We start from the raw sequence: 18962 nt of genomic DNA, 5'->3' as shown, positions 1-18962 counted from the left end.
TATGGCATTTGAAGGATTAGCCGACCGACTTCAACAGACAATGCAAAAAATCCGCGGCAAAGGAAAAGTTTCTGAAGCCGATGTGAAAGAAATGATGAGAGAAGTTCGTCTAGCTCTTTTAGAAGCGGATGTTAACTTTAAAGTAGTAAAAGATTTTGTAAAGCGTGTGTCTGAGCGTGCTGTCGGACAAGATGTAATGAAAAGTTTGACGCCTGGACAACAAGTAATTAAAGTTGTACAGGAAGAACTTACAGAACTTATGGGCGGAGAGCAAAGCAAAATTGCTGTTGCTAATAAGCCACCGACTGTTATAATGATGGTTGGTCTGCAAGGTGCGGGTAAAACGACGACAACAGGTAAGCTTGCGAATTTGCTTCGTAAAAAGCATAATCGTAAACCGATGCTTGTTGCAGCGGATATTTACCGTCCAGCAGCGATTAAACAGCTTGAAACATTAGGGAAGCAATTGGACATGCCTGTTTTCTCTTTAGGAGATCAAGTAAGTCCTGTTGAAATTGCGAAACAAGCGATTGCAAAGGCAAAAGAAGATCATCACGATTATGTTTTAATCGATACAGCAGGTCGCCTGCATATTGATGAAGAACTAATGGATGAATTAGCGAAAGTGAAAGAAGTTGCGAATCCGGATGAAATTTTCCTTGTTGTCGATGCGATGACAGGACAAGACGCGGTAAATGTTGCACAAAGTTTCCATGATCAGTTAGGGTTAACGGGTGTTGTATTAACGAAACTAGATGGTGATACGCGCGGTGGTGCGGCATTATCTATTAAGGCTGTAACAAATACCCCAATTAAATTTGCTGGTATGGGTGAAAAACTAGATGCGATTGAAGCGTTCCATCCAGAACGTATGGCATCCCGCATTTTAGGGATGGGCGACGTCTTAACATTAATTGAAAAAGCGCAAGCTACAGTTGATGAAGAGAAAGCAAAAGAACTTGAGCAAAAAATGCGTACGCTTTCGTTTACACTTGACGATTTCCTAGAACAACTTGGACAAGTGCGTCAACTTGGACCACTTGACGAATTGTTAGGGATGCTTCCTGGTGCAAATAAAATTAAAGGGCTGAAAAATGCGCAAGTTGATGAAAAGCAAATTGGGCATATTGAGGCAATTATTCGTTCTATGACTAAATTAGAACGTGAACAACCGGAAATAATTAACGCTAGTCGAAAAAAACGCATTGCCAAAGGTAGCGGTACAACCGTACAAGAAATCAATCGTCTAATCAAGCAATTCGATGATATGAAGAAAATGATGAAAACGATGACTGGAATGCAAAAAGGTAAGAAAAAAGGACTAGGTGGAATGAAGTTTCCATTCATGTAAGAAAAAAAGATGGCTCTGTTAAGAAAAAATACTTTACAAAGCAATAGTCTTTTTGCTAATATAATTATCTGTGTGAAATAAATTCGGAGGTGCTTTATAAAATGGCAGTTAAAATTCGTTTAAAACGTATGGGAGCTAAAAAAACTCCTTTCTATCGTGTAGTTGTTGCAGATTCTCGTTCTCCTCGTGACGGACGTTTCATTGAGGAAATCGGTACTTATAATCCGGTTGCTCAACCAGCTGAAGTTAAGATCAACGAAGAAGCAGCATTAAAATGGTTAGGAAACGGTGCTAAACCATCTGATACAGTTCGTAACTTATTCTCTAACCAAGGTATCATGGAGAAATTCCACTTATCTAAACAAGGTAAGTAATTGAGGCAATGACTATGAAGAAGTTAGTCGAGACGATTGTCAAGCCTCTTGTCGATCATCCTGAAGATGTAAAAGTTACACAGGAACTTTACAACGGAGAGATAAAGTATCGATTAACTGTACATCCTGAGGATGTTGGAAAAGTCATTGGTAAGCAAGGGAGAGTTGCGAAAGCGATTCGAATGCTCTTGTATTCAGTGGGACATCATAATGATGAAAAAGTAACACTGGAAATTCAATAAACGTAAAAAGGGCGAGGAGTTATATCCTCTCCCTTTTTTAACATTTAAAGAGAAGTTGCATGTTCCATATGTGAAATGGAGATGCTTAATTTATATAGAAACCAGGGGTGACATACTATTTATGACAAAATGGTTTAATGTAGGGAAAATTGTAAATACTCATGGCGTAAGAGGAGAAATTCGTGTTATTTCTCGTACTGATTTTCCGGAAGAGCGATATAAAGTAGGAAACACTCTATACATATCGAATGAGAAAAGTACAGACTTCCTTCCGGTGAAGGTAACTTCTCATCGTCAACATAAGACATTTGATTTATTAACATTTGAAGGATACAACAATGTAGATGAAGCAGAAAAGTTTAAAGGTTCTTTAATAAAAGTACCAGAAGAGCAGTTAGGCGAACTTGCTGAAGGTGAATACTACTATCATGAAATTATTGGTTGCAGTGTTGTAACGGAAGAAGGAGAAGCGTTAGGAACGATTAAAGAGATTCTATCTCCTGGTGCAAATGATGTTTGGGTAATTAAACGTCCAAAGGGCCAAGATCTTTTAATTCCTTACATTGATGATGTTGTACTTCAAGTTAATATTGAAAATAAATTAGTAACCATTCATGTAATGGAAGGGCTACTATAATGAAAATTGATATTTTAACGTTGTTTCCAGACATGTTTACCGGTGTATTTGGGTCTTCCATCTTAAAGAAGGCGCAAGAAAAAGAAGCGGTAAGCCTTCGTGTTGTTAACTTTCGTGATTATACAACGAGTAAGCATAATAGTGTAGACGATTACCCTTACGGCGGAGGTGCTGGTATGGTGCTTACTCCTCAGCCTATTTTTGATGCGGTAGAAGATTTAACGAAAGAAACAGAGCGTAAGCCGAGAGTTGTCTTAATGTGTCCGCAAGGGGAAAGATTTACTCAGAAGAAAGCGGAAGAGCTTGCAGAGGAAGAACATTTAATCTTTGTATGTGGGCATTATGAAGGATATGATGAACGAATTCGTGAGCATCTCGTAACCGATGAGATTTCTATTGGTGACTACGTATTAACAGGTGGAGAATTAGCCTCTATGGTTATTACTGATAGTGTAGTACGTCTCCTGCCAGGAGTACTAGGAAATCATGCTTCACAAGTGGAAGATTCGTTTAGTACAGGGTTATTGGAACATCCACATTATACACGCCCTGCTGATTTTCGTGGTATGAAGGTACCAGATGTTTTAATGTCAGGAAATCATAAAAATATTGATGAATGGCGCCATAAAGAATCCTTGCGTCGTACGTACACACGTAGACCGGATTTATTGGAAGAAAGAGAATTATCTAAGCAAGAAAAGAAATGGTTGGAACAGATTAAAGAAGAACAATAAGGGCTTCATATATTTTCTATTGCAACAGTCCTAGCAATATGCTATTATAACATTTGTGCTACTGAAATCAGTAGCCGTATTAACGATGTTCCGCTGTAATTTAATAAGACTTTATAAGAGCATCTGTTTAAAGGAGAGAATTTAATATGCAACAATTAATCGCAGAAATTACAAAAGGCCAATTAAAAACTGACCTTCCTTCATTCCGTCCTGGAGACACTTTACGTGTACACGTAAAAGTAGTTGAGGGAACTCGTGAAAGAATTCAGCTTTTCGAAGGTGTTGTAATCAAACGTCGTGGTGGCGGAATCAGTGAAACATTCACAGTTCGTAAGATTTCTTACGGTGTAGGTGTTGAGCGTACATTCCCAGTTCACACGCCAAGAATCGCGAACATCGAAGTACTTCGTCGTGGTAAAGTACGTCGTGCTAAGTTATACTACTTACGTAACCTTCGCGGTAAAAAAGCACGTATTAAAGAAATTCGATAAGACATGTATGGGAGCTTGTAAATGCGCAAGCTCCCTTTTTCCAATCTATATAAAATTTTGGTATAATACGAGCAGCTTACATAACCGTGGAGGGGAAATACATGAAAAAAGAGACGAGTTCACTTTGGGAATGGATCAAAGCAATTTTGATTGCTGTTGTATTAGCTGGTGTTATTAGACAGTTTTTCTTTGCGCCAATTCTCGTAGATGGGGTATCAATGGCGCCAACTTTACATGATCGAGATCGAATGATTGTAAATAAAATTGGTTATCACATAGGAGACCCAAAACGCTTCGATATTATCGTATTCCGTGCAACGGAAGATAAAGATTATATTAAGCGTATTATTGGCCTGCCAGGCGATGAAATAGAGTATCGGAATGACAAACTATATGTTAACGGAAAGGTTTATGAGGAGCCGTATTTAGATAAGCAGAAAAAACAGCTTGCTGATGGACCGCTTACATATGATTTTACTCTTGAAGAAATGACGGGAAAGAAAACTGTTCCAAAAGATCAATTATTTGTTTTAGGGGATAATCGTCGTTTTAGTAAAGATAGCCGTTCGATTGGTACGATTTCAATGGATCAAGTACTTGGTAAAGCCAATATGCTATATTGGCCGTTAAAAGATGCACGTATTGTGAAATAAATGAAAAAGAAGGTGGCAACATGGTAATTCAATGGTTTCCAGGGCATATGGCTAAGGCTAGACGCCAAGTAACAGAAAAATTAAAATTAATTGATGTTGTAATTGAACTAGTAGATGCTCGATTACCATTATCATCTCGAAACCCGATGATTGATGAGATTATTACACATAAGCCAAGGCTTGTTGTTTTAAATAAAGCGGATATGGCAGATGATCGTCTAACGAAAGAATGGATTGCATATTTTAAAGAAAAAGGGCATATGGCAATTTCAATTAATGCGCAAGCTGGACAAGGTATGAAGGAAATTACTGCGGCTTGTAAAGTGCTTGTTAAAGAGAAGTTTGATAAGATGGTTGCGAAAGGGATTAGACCGAGAGCAATTCGTGCTTTAATTGTCGGTATACCGAATGTTGGTAAATCTACGTTAATTAATAAATTGGCGAAGAAAAACATTGCTAAAACAGGAGATCGTCCAGGTGTGACAACAGCTCAACAATGGATTAAAGTTGGGAAAGAAATGGAACTGTTAGATACACCAGGTATTCTGTGGCCTAAATTTGAAGATCAATTAGTGGGTCTTCGTTTAGCGACAACGGGTGCAATTAAAGATTCAATTTTAAATTTACAAGATGTAGCTGTTTATGCATTACGTTTTATGGAGAAACACTATCCAGAACGTTTAAAAGAGCGATATAATTTAGATGAAATTCCAGAAGATATTGTAGAGTTATTTGATGCAATTGGAAAATACAGAGGCTGTTTAATGGGCGGCGGAATGATTGATTATGATAAAACATCTGAACTGGTACTTCGTGAACTTCGCGGTGGAAAACTTGGTAAAATGACGTTTGAAACACCAGAAGAGTTTGTGGAGCAAGTAGAAGAGGTAGAGAAAATAGAAGGAGTATAAGACGTGCGTTTGTGCGTCTTTTCTTTTTGTATACGTTTATAAAGGAGTGTACTTATATGCAAAAAATGACAATACAAGAAGCGGAGAATTTACTGCAAGAAATTATGAGTGAAGAAGATGATCGCTTTCAAATGTTAATGAAAGATGAACGAAAGGGTATTCAAAAACTTATTTTGAAGTGGTACAAACAAAAAGAGTTAGCACAAAAGGAAAAAGAAAAATTTCTAGAAATGTCTAAGTATGAAAATGCGTTACGTGAAAAAGGAATCACATATATTGCTGGCATTGATGAAGTAGGGCGTGGACCATTAGCTGGGCCCGTTGTGACGGCAGCTGTCGTTCTTCCAGATAATTTTTATATTCCAGGGTTAGATGACTCAAAAAAGCTGAGTGAAGCGAAGCGAGAGCGTTTTTATGATGAAATAAAAGCACAAGCAATTGCGATTGGAGTTGGAATTGTATCACCGCAAGTCATAGATGAGATAAATATTTATCAAGCGACGAAACAAGCGATGTTAGATGCTGTTGCGAATTTATCTTGTACACCACAATATTTATTAATTGATGCGATGAAGCTTCCTACATCAATTCCACAAACATCCATTATTAAAGGTGATGCGAAAAGTGTTTCTATTTCAGCTGCATCTATTATCGCGAAGGTGACGAGAGATCGTATGATGAAAGAGCTTGGGGAAAAGTATCCTGCATATGGATTTGGACAACATATGGGGTATGGAACGAAACAGCATTTAGAAGCGATTGAAGCGCATGGAGTATTAGAGGAACACCGGAAATCATTTGCGCCAATTAAAGATATGATTCAAAAATAAGCTGTGAATATACAGCTTATTTTTTTATTTTGGTATATGAACATTATTATTTTCGAAAAAGAATAAAGCGATTTCAGTTTTCTGACACTTTATTGTAGACAGCGTGCCAATCATCTTATACAATGGCAATGTAATGTTTTTTAAACATTAAAAAACTTTTCGAGTAAAACAGGAAAACAGGGGAGGATGGGACCATGAATATCCATGAGTACCAAGGTAAGGCAGTCCTTAAAAGCTATGGGGTTAGCGTTCCGAACGGGAAAGTTGCATTTACAGTAGAAGAAGCTGTAGAAGCGGCGAAAGAATTAGGAACGGATGTATGTGTAGTTAAAGCGCAAATTCACGCTGGTGGACGCGGCAAAGCTGGCGGTGTAAAAGTTGCGAAAAATTTAGAAGAAGTTCGTACATATGCAGAAAGCATTTTAGGAACTACACTTGTAACGCATCAAACAGGTCCTGAAGGTAAGGAAGTAAAACGCTTACTTATCGAAGAAGGTTGCGATATTAAGAAAGAATATTATGTAGGTCTAGTGTTAGATCGTGCAACTTCTCAAGTTGTTTTAATGGCATCTGAAGAAGGTGGAACAGAAATTGAAGAAGTAGCAGAAAAAACACCTGAAAAAATCTTTAAAGAATATATTGATCCAGCAGTAGGTTTACAAGGTTTCCAAGCGCGTCGAATCGCATTTAACATCAATATTCCAAAAGAGCTTGTAGGACAAGCTGTGAAGTTTATGATGGGCTTATATCGTGCGTTTATTGAAAAAGATTGCTCTATCGCTGAAATTAATCCACTTGTTACAACAGGTGACGGTAAAGTAATGGCTTTAGATGCAAAATTAAACTTTGATTCTAATGCATTATATCGTCATAAAGACATTTTAGAGCTGCGTGATCTTGATGAAGAAGATTCAAAAGAAGTTGAAGCATCTAAATATGACTTAAACTACATTCCTTTAGATGGAAATATCGGTTGTATGGTAAATGGTGCAGGTTTAGCGATGGCTACAATGGATATCATTAAACATTACCATGGTGACCCAGCTAACTTCTTAGATGTTGGTGGCGGTGCAACGGCTGAAAAAGTAACAGAAGCATTCAAAATTATCCTTTCTGACAAAAATGTAAAAGGTATCTTCGTTAACATTTTTGGTGGCATTATGAAGTGTGATGTTATCGCAGAAGGTGTTATTGAAGCAACGAAGCAAGTAGGTCTTGAATTACCTTTAGTTGTACGTCTTGAAGGTACAAACGTAGAATTAGGTAAGAAAATTTTAAATGAGTCTGGCTTAAATATTGTTGCAGCAGAATCTATGGCAGACGGTGCACAGAAAATTGTTTCACTAGTGGGCTAATAGAAAGCGGGGGAGAAAAATGAGCGTATTAGTTAATAAAGATACAAAAGTTATTGTTCAAGGTATTACTGGTTCTCAAGGATTATTCCATACAAAACAAATGATTGAATACGGTACGAAAATTGTCGGTGGTGTAACACCTGGTAAAGGCGGCACTGATATTGAAGGTGTACCAGTATTTGATACAGTAGAAGATGCTGTGAAAGCAACAGGCGCAAACGCTTCAGTTGTATACGTTCCACCCGCTTTTGCTGCTGATGCAATTATGGAAGCAGTTGATGCGAAGATTGATTTAGTAGTATGTATTACTGAAGGAATTCCTGTATTAGATATGGTTAACGTAAAGAGATATATGGCTGGTAAACATACACGTTTACTTGGACCAAACTGCCCAGGTGTCATTACACCTGATGAATGTAAAATCGGTATTATGCCAGGATACATTCACAAAAAAGGTCATGTAGGTATCGTATCTCGTTCTGGTACATTAACATATGAAGCTGTACACCAGTTAACACAAGAAGGTATTGGCCAATCTACTGCTGTAGGTATCGGTGGGGACCCTGTTAACGGTACAGACTTTATTGATGCGTTAAAAGCATTTAATGAAGATGAAGAAACACATGCTGTAATTATGATTGGTGAAATCGGAGGTACGGCAGAAGAAGAAGCAGCTGAATGGGTAAAAGCTAATATGACAAAACCAGTTGTAGGCTTCATTGGTGGCCAAACAGCGCCTGAAGGCAAACGTATGGGTCATGCGGGGGCAATCATTTCTGGCGGCAAAGGAACTGCTGCTGAAAAGATTAAAACAATGGAAGCTTGTGGTATTAAAGTGGCTGAAACACCAGCTGTTATGGGTGAAACGTTAATCTCTGTTTTAAAAGAAAAGGGATTATTTGAAACTTGTAAAAACTATTAATCTTTTTGAAAGGCACCTTCTTATTTGAGGGTGTCTTTTTACAATTTTTCTGTTTACATAATAAAAATTATGGGTAAGGAGAATTAGGATGAAAAGAGAGCGATTATTACATCTTCATTACGTGTTAGCGGATCATTGGAAGGCGATGGAGAGGCTGCTATATGTCGATCCAGAATTGAAGGTAATATACAATTTTAACCAAAAACAAATAGAAAACTACACTGGAATATCCCCGAAAAAATCTGCAGAACTAGTACATTTCCTCCAAAATTCAAACCTTTTGCAATATATATCTTATTTAGAGAGAAATCAAATCTTTTATGTAACTATATGGGATGAAAATTACCCGCAATTATTACGTGAAATACAAGACCCTCCTTTTGTTTTATATGGAAAAGGAGAGAAGAATTTTCTAAATAAAGTAAATAAATTGGCGGTTGTTGGAACGAGAGAACCGTCGTTATACAGTCGTGAGAGTATGGAGTTTATTTTACATCCTTTATTAGAAAGAGAATGGCTTATTGTGAGCGGATTTGCAAAAGGGATAGATACAATATCTCATGAAGTTACAGTAAAGAAACATCGTCCGACTATTGCGATATTGGGACACGGATTATCTTATATGTATCCGAAAGAGAATAGACGTTTATATGAAAAGTGGGAGGAATATATATTGCTATTAACAGAGTATCCTCCGCACTATGCACCGAAAAAATGGTATTTTCCAAAAAGAAATCGAATTATTAGCGGGATAAGTAAAGGGGTTTTAGTTGTAGAAGCAAAATCAAGAAGTGGGTCACTTATTACGGCAGACCTTGCATTAGAGCAAAATAGAGAGGTATTTGCGCTTCCTGGACCAATATTTATTGATAGTGCATCGGGAACGAATCAGCTTATTCAACAAGGTGCAAAACTAGTACGAAATGCAGAGGATATCTTTGAAGAAATAATAAATTAACCTTATATTTTTATGTTTTTATTAAACAATTATTGACAAATGGTAGATTGGCACTGTATGGTATATTCATTCTTGATTGACAAAAACAAGAGAAATCAATAAGATTAATGAAGACTTGAATCCACCTCTTAAGGAGGCACTAGCATGTCAGATTACCTCGTAATCGTGGAGTCGCCTTCTAAGGCGAAGACCATTGAGAAATATTTAGGGAAAAAATACAAAGTCGTTGCGTCCATGGGACATGTTCGCGATTTACCTAAAAGCCAAATGGGGATAGAAGTAAAGAACAACTTCACCCCGAAGTATATTACCATTCGTGGTAAAGGTCCCGTTTTAAAAGATTTAAAATCAGCGGCAAAAAAAGCAAAGAAAGTCTATCTCGCGGCCGATCCAGACCGTGAAGGAGAAGCAATTGCTTGGCATTTAGCGAATACGTTAAATGTGGATGTTGAATCAGATTGTCGAGTTGTCTTCAATGAAATTACAAAAGATGCAATAAAAGAATCATTTAAACATCCTCGTGCAATTAATATGGATTTAGTAGATGCACAACAAGCAAGACGTATACTTGATCGTCTAGTTGGTTACAATATTAGTCCTTTATTATGGAAGAAAGTAAAAAAAGGATTAAGTGCAGGTCGTGTACAATCTGTAGCAGTTCGTTTAATTATCGAACGTGAAAGGGAGATTCAAAACTTTGAGCCTGAAGAATTCTGGACAATTAAAACAGAGTTTGTAAAAGGGAAAGATACATTTGAAGCAAGCTTTTACGGTGTAGATGGTGAAAAGGTTCAATTAACGAATGAAACGCAAGTGAATGAAATAATTGAACAGATGAAAGATAATGCGTTTTCAGTTGAAAATGTAACGAGAAAAGAGCGAAAACGTAATCCCGCTTTACCGTTTACAACATCTTCCTTGCAACAAGAAGCAGCACGTAAGTTAAATATGCGAGCAAAGAAAACAATGATGCTTGCACAGCAACTGTATGAAGGGATAGATCTTGGGAAACAAGGGACTGTGGGTCTTATAACGTATATGAGAACTGACTCAACGCGTATCTCAGAAACAGCTCAAACAGAGGCTCGTACTTACATTACTGAGGCGTATGGTGCGGAATACATAGGAACAGAGAAGAAGAAAGAAACGAAAAAATCAAATGCACAAGATGCGCATGAGGCAATTCGTCCTACTTCGGTAATGAGAAAGCCAGAGGAACTAAAAAGTTTCTTAGGTCGTGACCAACTTCGGTTGTATAAATTGATTTGGGAGCGATTTGTTGCAAGTCAAATGGCGTCTGCTATAATGGATACTGTTACAGCGAAACTCATTAATAACAATGTTCAGTTCCGTGCAAGTGGCTCGGTTGTAAAGTTCCCGGGGTTTATGAAAGTGTATGTTGAGTCAAAAGATGATGGTGCGGAAGAAAAGGATAAGATGTTGCCACCGTTAGAAGTGGGAGAAACGGTATTTTCAAAAGATATAGAGCCGAAACAACACTATACACAACCACCGCCACGTTATACAGAGGCTCGTTTAGTAAGAACACTTGAAGAACTTGGGATTGGAAGACCATCCACTTATGTGCCGACACTTGAAACAATTCAAAAACGCGGTTATGTTGCTTTAGATAATAAACGTTTCGTTCCAACTGAATTGGGTGGAATAGTAATCGAACTTATTTTAGAGTTTTTCCCAGAAATTATTAACATTGAATTCACAGCTAACATGGAGCAAAGCCTTGATGAAGTGGAAGAAGGAAATGCGAATTGGGTGAAAATTGTTGATGATTTCTACGTAGGATTTGAACCGCGCTTAGAAAAAGCGGAAAAAGAAATGCGTGAAGTGGAAATTAAAGATGAACCAGCTGGGGAAGACTGTGAATTATGTGGTCATCCAATGGTCTTTAAAATGGGTAAATATGGGAAGTTTATGGCTTGCTCGAATTTCCCTGATTGTCGTAATACAAAACCGATTGTGAAAGAAATCGGTGTAATTTGTCCGAAGTGTGAAGAAGGACAAATTATTGAACGTCGTAGTAACAAAAAGAAACGTCTTTTCTACGGATGCGGTACGTATCCAGAATGCGACTTTGTATCTTGGGATAAGCCGATTGGCCGTAAATGTCCGAAGTGTGAAGGGATGCTTGTAGAGAAAAAGTTGAAAAAAGGCGTGCAAGTACAATGTATTTCGTGTGATTATGAAGAAGAACAACAAATGTGAGCGTAACTGCTCACATTTTTTTCGGGAAGAAAAGGAAAGGTGATATATATGACAACACAAGTAGTAAACGTCATTGGCGCAGGTCTTGCAGGAAGTGAAGCGGCTTACCAAATTGCAAAACGTGGTGTCCAAGTAAAATTATATGAAATGAGACCAGTAAGGCAAACGCCAGCTCATCACACAGATAAGTTTGCTGAATTAGTGTGCAGTAACTCATTACGTGCAAACACATTAACAAATGCCGTTGGAGTTATTAAAGAAGAAATGCGTTTAATGGATTCTGTCATTATTCGTGCAGCTGATGAGTGCTCTGTGCCAGCTGGAGGAGCTTTAGCAGTTGACCGTCATGAGTTTGCAGCTAAAGTGACTGAATACGTAAAGAATCATCCGAATGTAACTGTAGTGAATGAAGAGCTTACTGAAATTCCAGAAGGACCAACAATTATTGCAACAGGTCCACTTACATCTCCTGATCTTGCTGCACAATTAAAAGAACTAACAGGTGAAGATTATTTCTATTTCTACGATGCAGCAGCACCAATCGTTGAAAAAGACAGCATTGATATGAACAAAGTATATTTAAAGTCTCGTTATGATAAAGGAGAAGCGGCATACTTAAACTGTCCTATGACAGAAGAAGAATTTGATCGTTTTTATGATGCTTTAATTGCTGCTGAGACAGTACCTTTAAAAGAATTTGAAAAGGAAATTTTCTTTGAAGGTTGTATGCCAGTGGAAGTTATGGCAAGCAGAGGAAGACAGACGCTAGTATTTGGACCAATGAAACCTGTTGGATTAGAAGATCCGAAAACAGGGAAAACGCCATATGCTGTTGTTCAGTTACGTCAAGATGATGCAGCGGGAACGTTATACAATATCGTAGGTTTCCAAACGCATTTAAAGTGGGGACCACAAAAAGAAGTGTTACAGTTAATTCCAGGACTGGAGAACGCAGAAATTGTACGCTACGGTGTAATGCATCGTAATACGTTTATTAATTCGCCTAATTTACTTCGTCCGACGTATCAATATAAACAACGTGATGATTTATTCTTTGCTGGTCAAATGACTGGAGTAGAGGGATATGTTGAATCGGCGGCATCAGGGTTATTAGCAGGTATTAACGCTGCTCGACTTGTAAAAGGCGAAGAGCCAGTTGTATTATCACCTGTAACTGCAATGGGAAGTATGGCGAATTATATTACTGCGACAAATGCGAAAAACTTCCAGCCTATGAATGCAAACTTCGGTCTATTTGCACCGTTAGAGAAGAAGATCAAAAAGAAGGCAGAACGAAATGAAGCGTATGCTACACGCGCTTTAGAAACAATTCAAAATTTTGTAAATATTTAGTTAAATTTCTTGCAAAGGCTACTAAGTTGTGATACGATTTAGTAGCCTTTATTGAGGTGAGTTATGTGAATGTGAAGAAATTGTTACAATTATTCGTTGGATATTTACAAATTGAAAGAAATTATTCAAAATATACAATTGCAAGTTATCAAAATGATTTAGAACATTTTGTGCGATTTATGGAGCGAGAAGGCATATCCTCTTTTTTAGATGTTACATACGCGGATGTTCGTTTGTACTTAACGACGTTGCACGATGAAAAGTTAGCCCGTAAATCTGTCGCAAGAAAAGTGTCAAGCTTACGAAGTTTATATCGTTTTTTAATGCGTGAAGGTTATCGGAAAGATAACCCGTTTGCACTTGCGTCACTCCCCAAAAAAGAATTGTCAATCCCAAAGTTTTTATATGCTGAAGAATTAGAGGAATTATTTGAAGTTTCTGATACGGAAACGCCGCTAGGTCAAAGGAATCAAGCTTTATTAGAGTTGATGTATGCGACGGGGATCCGTGTGAGTGAATGTGTCAACCTACAACTTACCGATATTGACTTTGCAGTGGGAACAATTTTAGTGATGGGAAAAGGAAAAAAACAAAGGTATATTCCGTTCGGAAGTTATGCACAAGATGCTTTAATTACTTATATGGAGAACGGGAGAAAACAGTTAGCTAACAAGACTGAAGAACAATCTCATATGGTATTTTTAAATGCGAAAGGTACGCCGCTAACAAGTCGTGGTGTGCGCTATGTATTAAACGAACTCATTAAGAAGGCTTCATTGACAATGCGGATAAGTCCCCATATGTTAAGGCATACATTTGCTACACACATGTTAGATGAAGGGGCAGATTTACGTACTGTACAGGAGCTGTTAGGTCATGAAAATTTGTCGACGACACAAATTTATACGCATGTCTCTAAAGAAAGATTGCGTTCTGTTTACATGAAGCATCACCCGCGGGCATAAATTGCTTTTAAAGCTATAAAAACATATAAAGGAGTTTTTTCTATGGGAAATTTCCACGCTACAACGATATTTGCAGTTCATCATAATGGAGAATGTGCAATGGCTGGAGATGGCCAGGTAACGATGGGGAATGCTGTTGTAATGAAACATACAGCTCGTAAAGTTCGTAGACTTTTCCAAGGGAAAGTTTTAGCTGGTTTTGCAGGTTCAGTTGCGGACGCATTTACTCTTTTTGAAATGTTTGAAGGGAAATTAGAAGAGTATAACGGGAACTTGCAGCGTGCTGCAGTTGAAATGGCGAAACAATGGCGTGGGGATAAAATGCTGCGTCAGTTAGAAGCGATGCTCATTGTCATGGATAAAACAACTATGCTCCTTGTTTCGGGCACAGGAGAAGTAATTGAACCGGATGATGGTATTTTAGCAATTGGATCTGGTGGAAATTATGCACTTTCTGCAGGTCGTGCTTTAAAACAATATGCAAGTGAACATTTAACTGCGAAGCAGATTGCGAAAGCGAGTCTAGAAATTGCAGGCGATATTTGTGTTTATACGAACCACAACATAATTGTTGAAGAATTGTAGAATCGTAAGGGAGGCATTTTATATGCATTTACATTTTACTCCGCGCCAAATTGTGGAAAAATTAGATCAATACATCATCGGTCAAAAAGATGCAAAGAAAGCGGTTGCTGTAGCTTTGAGAAATCGATATCGTCGCAGTAAACTAGCTGAAAATTTACGTGATGAAATTGCACCTAAAAATATTTTAATGATTGGACCGACAGGTGTTGGTAAAACAGAGGTAGCACGACGAATGGCGAAACTCGTTGGAGCACCTTTTATTAAGGTTGAAGCTACTAAATTCACAGAAGTTGGATATGTAGGTAGAGATGTAGAGTCGATGGTACGTGACCTTGTAGAAACGTCAGTACGCATCGTGAAAGAAGAAATGGTAGTTAAAGTTCAAGATAAAGCAGAAGAGCAAGCGAACCAACGTCTTGTTGAAATTTTAGTGCCAAGTCCGGAGAAGCAGTCTGGATTTAAAAATCCATTAGAAATGCTTTTTGGCGGTGCTCAAAATTCGAATCAAACATCCGATGAGCAAGAAGATGTTGAAATTGAAAAGAAACGTCAAGACGTGGAAAGAAAGCTTGCTGCAGGACTTCTTGAAGATGAAATTGTATCGATTGAAGTGACTGAGCAACAGTCATCAATGTTTGATATGTTACAAGGAACTGGTATGGAACAAATGGGAATGAATTTCCAAGATGCATTAGGAAGTTTTATGCCGAAAAAAACGAAAAAACGTAAACTTTCTGTAAAAGAAGCAAGAAAACTCTTGACAAATGAGGAAGCACAGCGCTTAATTGATATGGATGAAGTTACACAAGAGGCTGTTTATCGTGCTGAACAGCTCGGGATTATTTTTATCGATGAAATTGACAAAATTGCTGGTAAGCAGTCGAATAGCGTAGATGTATCACGTGAAGGTGTGCAACGTGACATTTTACCAATTGTAGAAGGATCGAATGTTGCGACAAAATACGGATCAGTAAAAACGGATTATATTTTATTCGTTGCAGCTGGAGCGTTTCATATGTCTAAACCGTCGGATTTAATTCCGGAATTGCAAGGGAGATTTCCGATTCGAGTAGAATTAACAAAATTATCGACAGATGATTTTGTTAAAATATTAATCGAGCCTGACAATGCGTTAATTAAACAGTATATGGCATTATTAGCGACTGAAGGTATAGAAATTGAATTTTCAGACGAAGCTATTCGTAAGATTGCTGAGATTGCTTATCAAGTTAATCAGGATACAGATAATATTGGAGCAAGAAGACTCCATACGATTATGGAGAAGCTCCTTGAAGATTTATCGTTTGAAGCATCTGAAATTACGTTAGAGAAAATAACGATAACACCTCAATACGTTGAGGAGAAATTAGCAACAATTGCTAAAAATAAAGATGTGAGCCAGTTTATTTTGTAATAGTGTCATCAGGTGACTCGCCCTAGTTTCCAAGTGATGAAAAAATATGTGAGTAACATGTAGGAGGAACTTTTGAAATGGAATTATTAGCAAAAACAAGAAAATTAAATGCGTTATTACAGAGCGCAGCAGGAAAGCCTGTAAACTTTAGAGAAATGTCTGACACAATGTGTGAAGTAATCGAAGCGAACGTATTCGTAGTAAGTCGTCGTGGTAAATTACTAGGTTATGCAATTCACCAACAAATCGAGAACGAGCGTATGAAACAAATGCTTGCAGAGCGTCAATTCCCAGAAGAATATACGCAAAGCTTATTCAATGTAACGGAAACATCTTCAAACTTAGATGTAAACAGTGCTTACACAGCATTCCCAGTAGAAAATAGAGAATTATTCGGTCAAGGTTTAACTACAATCGTACCAATCGTTGGTGGCGGTGAGCGTCTAGGTACATTAGTGTTAGCTCGTCTTGGTCAAGAGTTCTTAGATGATGATTTAATCCTTGCTGAATACAGTTCAACTGTAGTAGGTATGGAAATCTTACGTGAAAAAGCAGAAGAAATCGAAGAGGAAGCACGTAGTAAAGCTGTTGTTCAAATGGCGATTAGCTCATTATCTTACAGTGAGTTAGAAGCAATTGAGCACATTTTCGAAGAGTTAAACGGAACAGAAGGTCTACTTGTTGCAAGTAAAATTGCTGATCGTGTAGGAATCACTCGTTCTGTGATTGTAAATGCACTACGTAAATTAGAAAGTGCTGGTGTAATCGAGTCTCGTTCTTTAGGTATGAAAGGAACATACATTAAAGTATTAAACGACAAATTTTTACATGAACTTGCTAAATTAAAAACAAACTAATTTATAAAAACTCTCCTCAAATGAGGAGAGTTTTTTTGTATATAAGAGATTGATGTTGTTTGTGAAAAGCGCCATAATCGTGTTCTTTGGAAAACTATGAATTGAATTTTATTTTTTCGCTTAAAAGAAATACAGGTTGGTAATACTAGAATTCGAGTGTGAATAAAGAAAGTTTTACATTGTTCGCATTTTCGACTTGATTGTAATATTTCAGTATGATATAGTAAGCAGTGGTGTCAGTACAAAGTACACACGTTTACTGATTTAAGTGTTGGTGCTACGGTTGTAGTTTCGCTTAGAGATGAAGTAAACGGAGGATATCAAAAACCATTTAGGAGGAACTATATTATGTCAGTAATTTCTATGAAGCAATTGCTTGAAGCTGGTGTTCATTTCGGACATCAAACACGTCGTTGGAACCCAAAAATGAAGCGTTACATTTTCACAGAGCGTAACGGTATCTACATCATCGACTTACAAAAAACTGTGAAAAAAGTTGAGGAAGCTTACAGAACGATGCGTGACATCGCTGCTGAAGGCGGAGACATTTTATTCGTAGGTACTAAAAAACAAGCACAAGAAGCTATTAAAGAAGAAGCAACTCGTGCTGGTATGTACTTCGTTAACCAACGTTGGTTAGGTGGAACTTTAACAAACTTCCAAACAATCCAAAAGCGTATCAAGCGCCTTAAAGACATCGAAAGAATGCAAGAAGATGGTACTTTCGAAGTACTTCCTAAGAAAGAAGTTGTTCAACTTAAAAAAGAGTTAGAGCGTCTTGAGAAATTCTTAGGCGGTATTAAAGATATGAAAGGTCTTCCAAGTGCATTATTCGTAGTAGACCCTCGTAAAGAGCGTATTGCAGTTGCTGAAGCACGCAAATTACACATTCCAATCATCGGTATCGTTGATACAAACTGTGATCCAGACGAAATCGATCACGTTATCCCAGCAAACGATGATGCAATTCGTGCTGTAAAACTTCTTACATCTAAAATGGCAGACGCGATCCTTGAAGCAAAACAAGGTGAAGAAACTGTTACTGCGTAACAAATTTGGAAAGGTGATAAGGGGTTCGGCCTTTTATCACCTTTTTTAAGGTATAAAAACCTTTTTAAAAGGTATAAATACATATTTTAGGAGGATGAAAAACATGGCAATCACTGCACAAATGGTAAAAGAACTTCGTGAAAAAACAGGCGCAGGTATGATGGACTGCAAAAAGGCTTTAACTGAAACAAACGGCGACATGGAGAAAGCAATTGACTTCTTACGTGAAAAAGGTATTGCGAAAGCTGCTAAAAAAGCTGACCGCATCGCTGCTGAAGGTTTAACTTTCATCGAAACAAACGGTAACGACGGCTTAATCTTAGAATTAAACTCTGAAACTGATTTTGTTGCGAAAAACGAAGGTTTCCAAGCTTTAATTAAAGAATTAGCTGCTCACTTATTAGCTAACAAACCAGCTAACGTTGAAGAAGCTATGGCTCAAACAATTGAAGGCGGTAAAACAGTAGAAGAGCACATCAATGAAGCAATTGCTAAAATTGGTGAAAAACTTACACTTCGTCGTTTCGAAATCGTATCAAAAACGGATGCTGATGCATTCGGCGCTTACCTACACATGGGTGGACGTATTGGTGTATTAACAGTTCTTGAAGGTTCTACTGACGAAGCAGCTGCTAAAGATGTAGCAATGCACATTGCAGCAGTTAACCCTAAATACATTGACCGTGATGCTGTAACAGCTGAAGAAGTTGAGCATGAGCGTCAAGTATTAACACAACAAGCTTTAAACGAAGGCAAGCCTGAAAAAATCGTTGCAAAAATGGTAGAAGGCCGTCTTGGCAAATTCTTCGAAGAAATTTGCTTACTTGACCAAGCATTCGTTAAAAACCCTGATATGAAAGTTCGTCAATTCGTTGAGTCTAAAGGCGGAACATTAAAAGGATTCGTTCGCTACGCTGTTGGTGAAGGTATCGAAAAACGCGAAGACAACTTTGCTGAAGAAGTAATGAACCAAGTAAAAGGTAACAACTAATACAGATTAGGGAACACATTGTGTTCCCTTTTTTAAAATAAAGATGTAAGCAATTGGAGGTTCATT

The 18962-nt window shown here is 37.7% G+C and carries 20 protein-coding genes; all 20 read left to right on the top strand.

Features of this window, described 5'->3' with window-relative positions; all coding sequences use genetic code 11:
• The first annotated feature begins 1 nt into the window (after position 1).
• The 20 genes from ffh (at position 2) to tsf (ending at position 18896) form a co-directional block, all read left to right on the top strand.
• On the top strand, positions 2–1351 hold the full coding sequence (ffh, locus tag JDS95_RS03675; RefSeq protein WP_000863463.1) for a signal recognition particle protein: 1350 nt from the start codon (positions 2–4) through the stop codon (positions 1349–1351).
• A 101-nt stretch (positions 1352–1452) separates the two neighbouring features.
• Entirely contained in the window at positions 1453–1725 is a 273-nt protein-coding gene (gene rpsP / locus JDS95_RS03670; protein ID WP_000268750.1) for a 30S ribosomal protein S16, read from the top strand.
• A gap of 14 nt (positions 1726–1739) precedes the next feature.
• Positions 1740–1967, top strand: coding sequence for a KH domain-containing protein (locus JDS95_RS03665; RefSeq protein ID WP_000737399.1), 228 nt, complete (start codon positions 1740–1742; stop codon positions 1965–1967).
• A 121-nt stretch (positions 1968–2088) separates the two neighbouring features.
• The gene (rimM, locus tag JDS95_RS03660; RefSeq protein ID WP_000170280.1) at positions 2089–2604 is read left to right on the top strand and encodes a ribosome maturation factor RimM; all 516 of its coding nucleotides are present in this window, start codon (positions 2089–2091) and stop codon (positions 2602–2604) included.
• Positions 2604–3338, top strand: a complete 735-nt coding sequence (trmD, locus tag JDS95_RS03655) for a tRNA (guanosine(37)-N1)-methyltransferase TrmD (RefSeq protein WP_000686907.1) — start codon at positions 2604–2606, stop codon at positions 3336–3338. The genes rimM and trmD overlap by 1 nt, the downstream gene beginning before the upstream one ends.
• A gap of 146 nt (positions 3339–3484) precedes the next feature.
• Complete coding sequence (rplS, locus tag JDS95_RS03650) at positions 3485–3829, top strand: 50S ribosomal protein L19 (protein WP_001186517.1); 345 nt, start codon at positions 3485–3487, stop codon at positions 3827–3829.
• Positions 3830–3930: 101 nt separating this feature from the next.
• A complete protein-coding gene (gene lepB, locus JDS95_RS03645; RefSeq protein ID WP_000712442.1) occupies positions 3931–4482 on the top strand; it encodes a signal peptidase I in 552 nt (183 codons plus the stop codon).
• A 20-nt stretch (positions 4483–4502) separates the two neighbouring features.
• The gene (gene ylqF, locus JDS95_RS03640; RefSeq protein ID WP_000236690.1) at positions 4503–5393 is read left to right on the top strand and encodes a ribosome biogenesis GTPase YlqF; all 891 of its coding nucleotides are present in this window, start codon (positions 4503–4505) and stop codon (positions 5391–5393) included.
• A 56-nt stretch (positions 5394–5449) separates the two neighbouring features.
• On the top strand, positions 5450–6223 hold the full coding sequence (locus JDS95_RS03635) for a ribonuclease HII (RefSeq protein WP_001171133.1): 774 nt from the start codon (positions 5450–5452) through the stop codon (positions 6221–6223).
• Between the two features lie 194 nt (positions 6224–6417).
• Positions 6418–7578, top strand: coding sequence for an ADP-forming succinate--CoA ligase subunit beta (gene sucC / locus JDS95_RS03630; protein ID WP_001020779.1), 1161 nt, complete (start codon positions 6418–6420; stop codon positions 7576–7578).
• A gap of 19 nt (positions 7579–7597) precedes the next feature.
• Entirely contained in the window at positions 7598–8500 is a 903-nt protein-coding gene (gene sucD, locus JDS95_RS03625) for a succinate--CoA ligase subunit alpha (RefSeq protein ID WP_000115185.1), read from the top strand.
• Between the two features lie 88 nt (positions 8501–8588).
• Positions 8589–9458 (top strand): DNA-processing protein DprA, encoded by an 870-nt coding sequence (dprA, locus tag JDS95_RS03620; RefSeq protein WP_000818051.1) that lies wholly within the window; start codon positions 8589–8591, stop codon positions 9456–9458.
• 144 nt (positions 9459–9602) lie between these two features.
• A complete protein-coding gene (gene topA / locus JDS95_RS03615; RefSeq protein WP_001286961.1) occupies positions 9603–11681 on the top strand; it encodes a type I DNA topoisomerase in 2079 nt (692 codons plus the stop codon).
• A 48-nt stretch (positions 11682–11729) separates the two neighbouring features.
• Entirely contained in the window at positions 11730–13034 is a 1305-nt protein-coding gene (trmFO, locus tag JDS95_RS03610) for an FADH(2)-oxidizing methylenetetrahydrofolate--tRNA-(uracil(54)-C(5))-methyltransferase TrmFO (protein WP_000211999.1), read from the top strand.
• 65 nt (positions 13035–13099) lie between these two features.
• Positions 13100–13999 (top strand): tyrosine recombinase XerC, encoded by a 900-nt coding sequence (xerC, locus tag JDS95_RS03605; RefSeq protein WP_001101252.1) that lies wholly within the window; start codon positions 13100–13102, stop codon positions 13997–13999.
• 42 nt (positions 14000–14041) lie between these two features.
• Complete coding sequence (hslV, locus tag JDS95_RS03600) at positions 14042–14584, top strand: ATP-dependent protease proteolytic subunit HslV (protein ID WP_000526274.1); 543 nt, start codon at positions 14042–14044, stop codon at positions 14582–14584.
• 22 nt (positions 14585–14606) lie between these two features.
• Entirely contained in the window at positions 14607–15998 is a 1392-nt protein-coding gene (gene hslU, locus JDS95_RS03595; protein WP_000550076.1) for an ATP-dependent protease ATPase subunit HslU, read from the top strand.
• A 77-nt stretch (positions 15999–16075) separates the two neighbouring features.
• The gene (codY, locus tag JDS95_RS03590) at positions 16076–16855 is read left to right on the top strand and encodes a GTP-sensing pleiotropic transcriptional regulator CodY (RefSeq protein ID WP_000421291.1); all 780 of its coding nucleotides are present in this window, start codon (positions 16076–16078) and stop codon (positions 16853–16855) included.
• Between the two features lie 348 nt (positions 16856–17203).
• The gene (rpsB, locus tag JDS95_RS03585; protein ID WP_000111485.1) at positions 17204–17905 is read left to right on the top strand and encodes a 30S ribosomal protein S2; all 702 of its coding nucleotides are present in this window, start codon (positions 17204–17206) and stop codon (positions 17903–17905) included.
• A gap of 103 nt (positions 17906–18008) precedes the next feature.
• The gene (tsf, locus tag JDS95_RS03580; RefSeq protein ID WP_001018579.1) at positions 18009–18896 is read left to right on the top strand and encodes a translation elongation factor Ts; all 888 of its coding nucleotides are present in this window, start codon (positions 18009–18011) and stop codon (positions 18894–18896) included.
• The last annotated feature ends 66 nt before the right edge of the window (positions 18897–18962 follow it).

Origin of the sequence: Bacillus cereus group sp. N24, from assembly GCF_016483345.1 — a bacterium.
Taxonomy (GTDB): domain Bacteria; phylum Bacillota; class Bacilli; order Bacillales; family Bacillaceae_G; genus Bacillus_A; species Bacillus_A toyonensis.
This window is presented reverse-complemented; position numbering and strand designations above follow the sequence as displayed.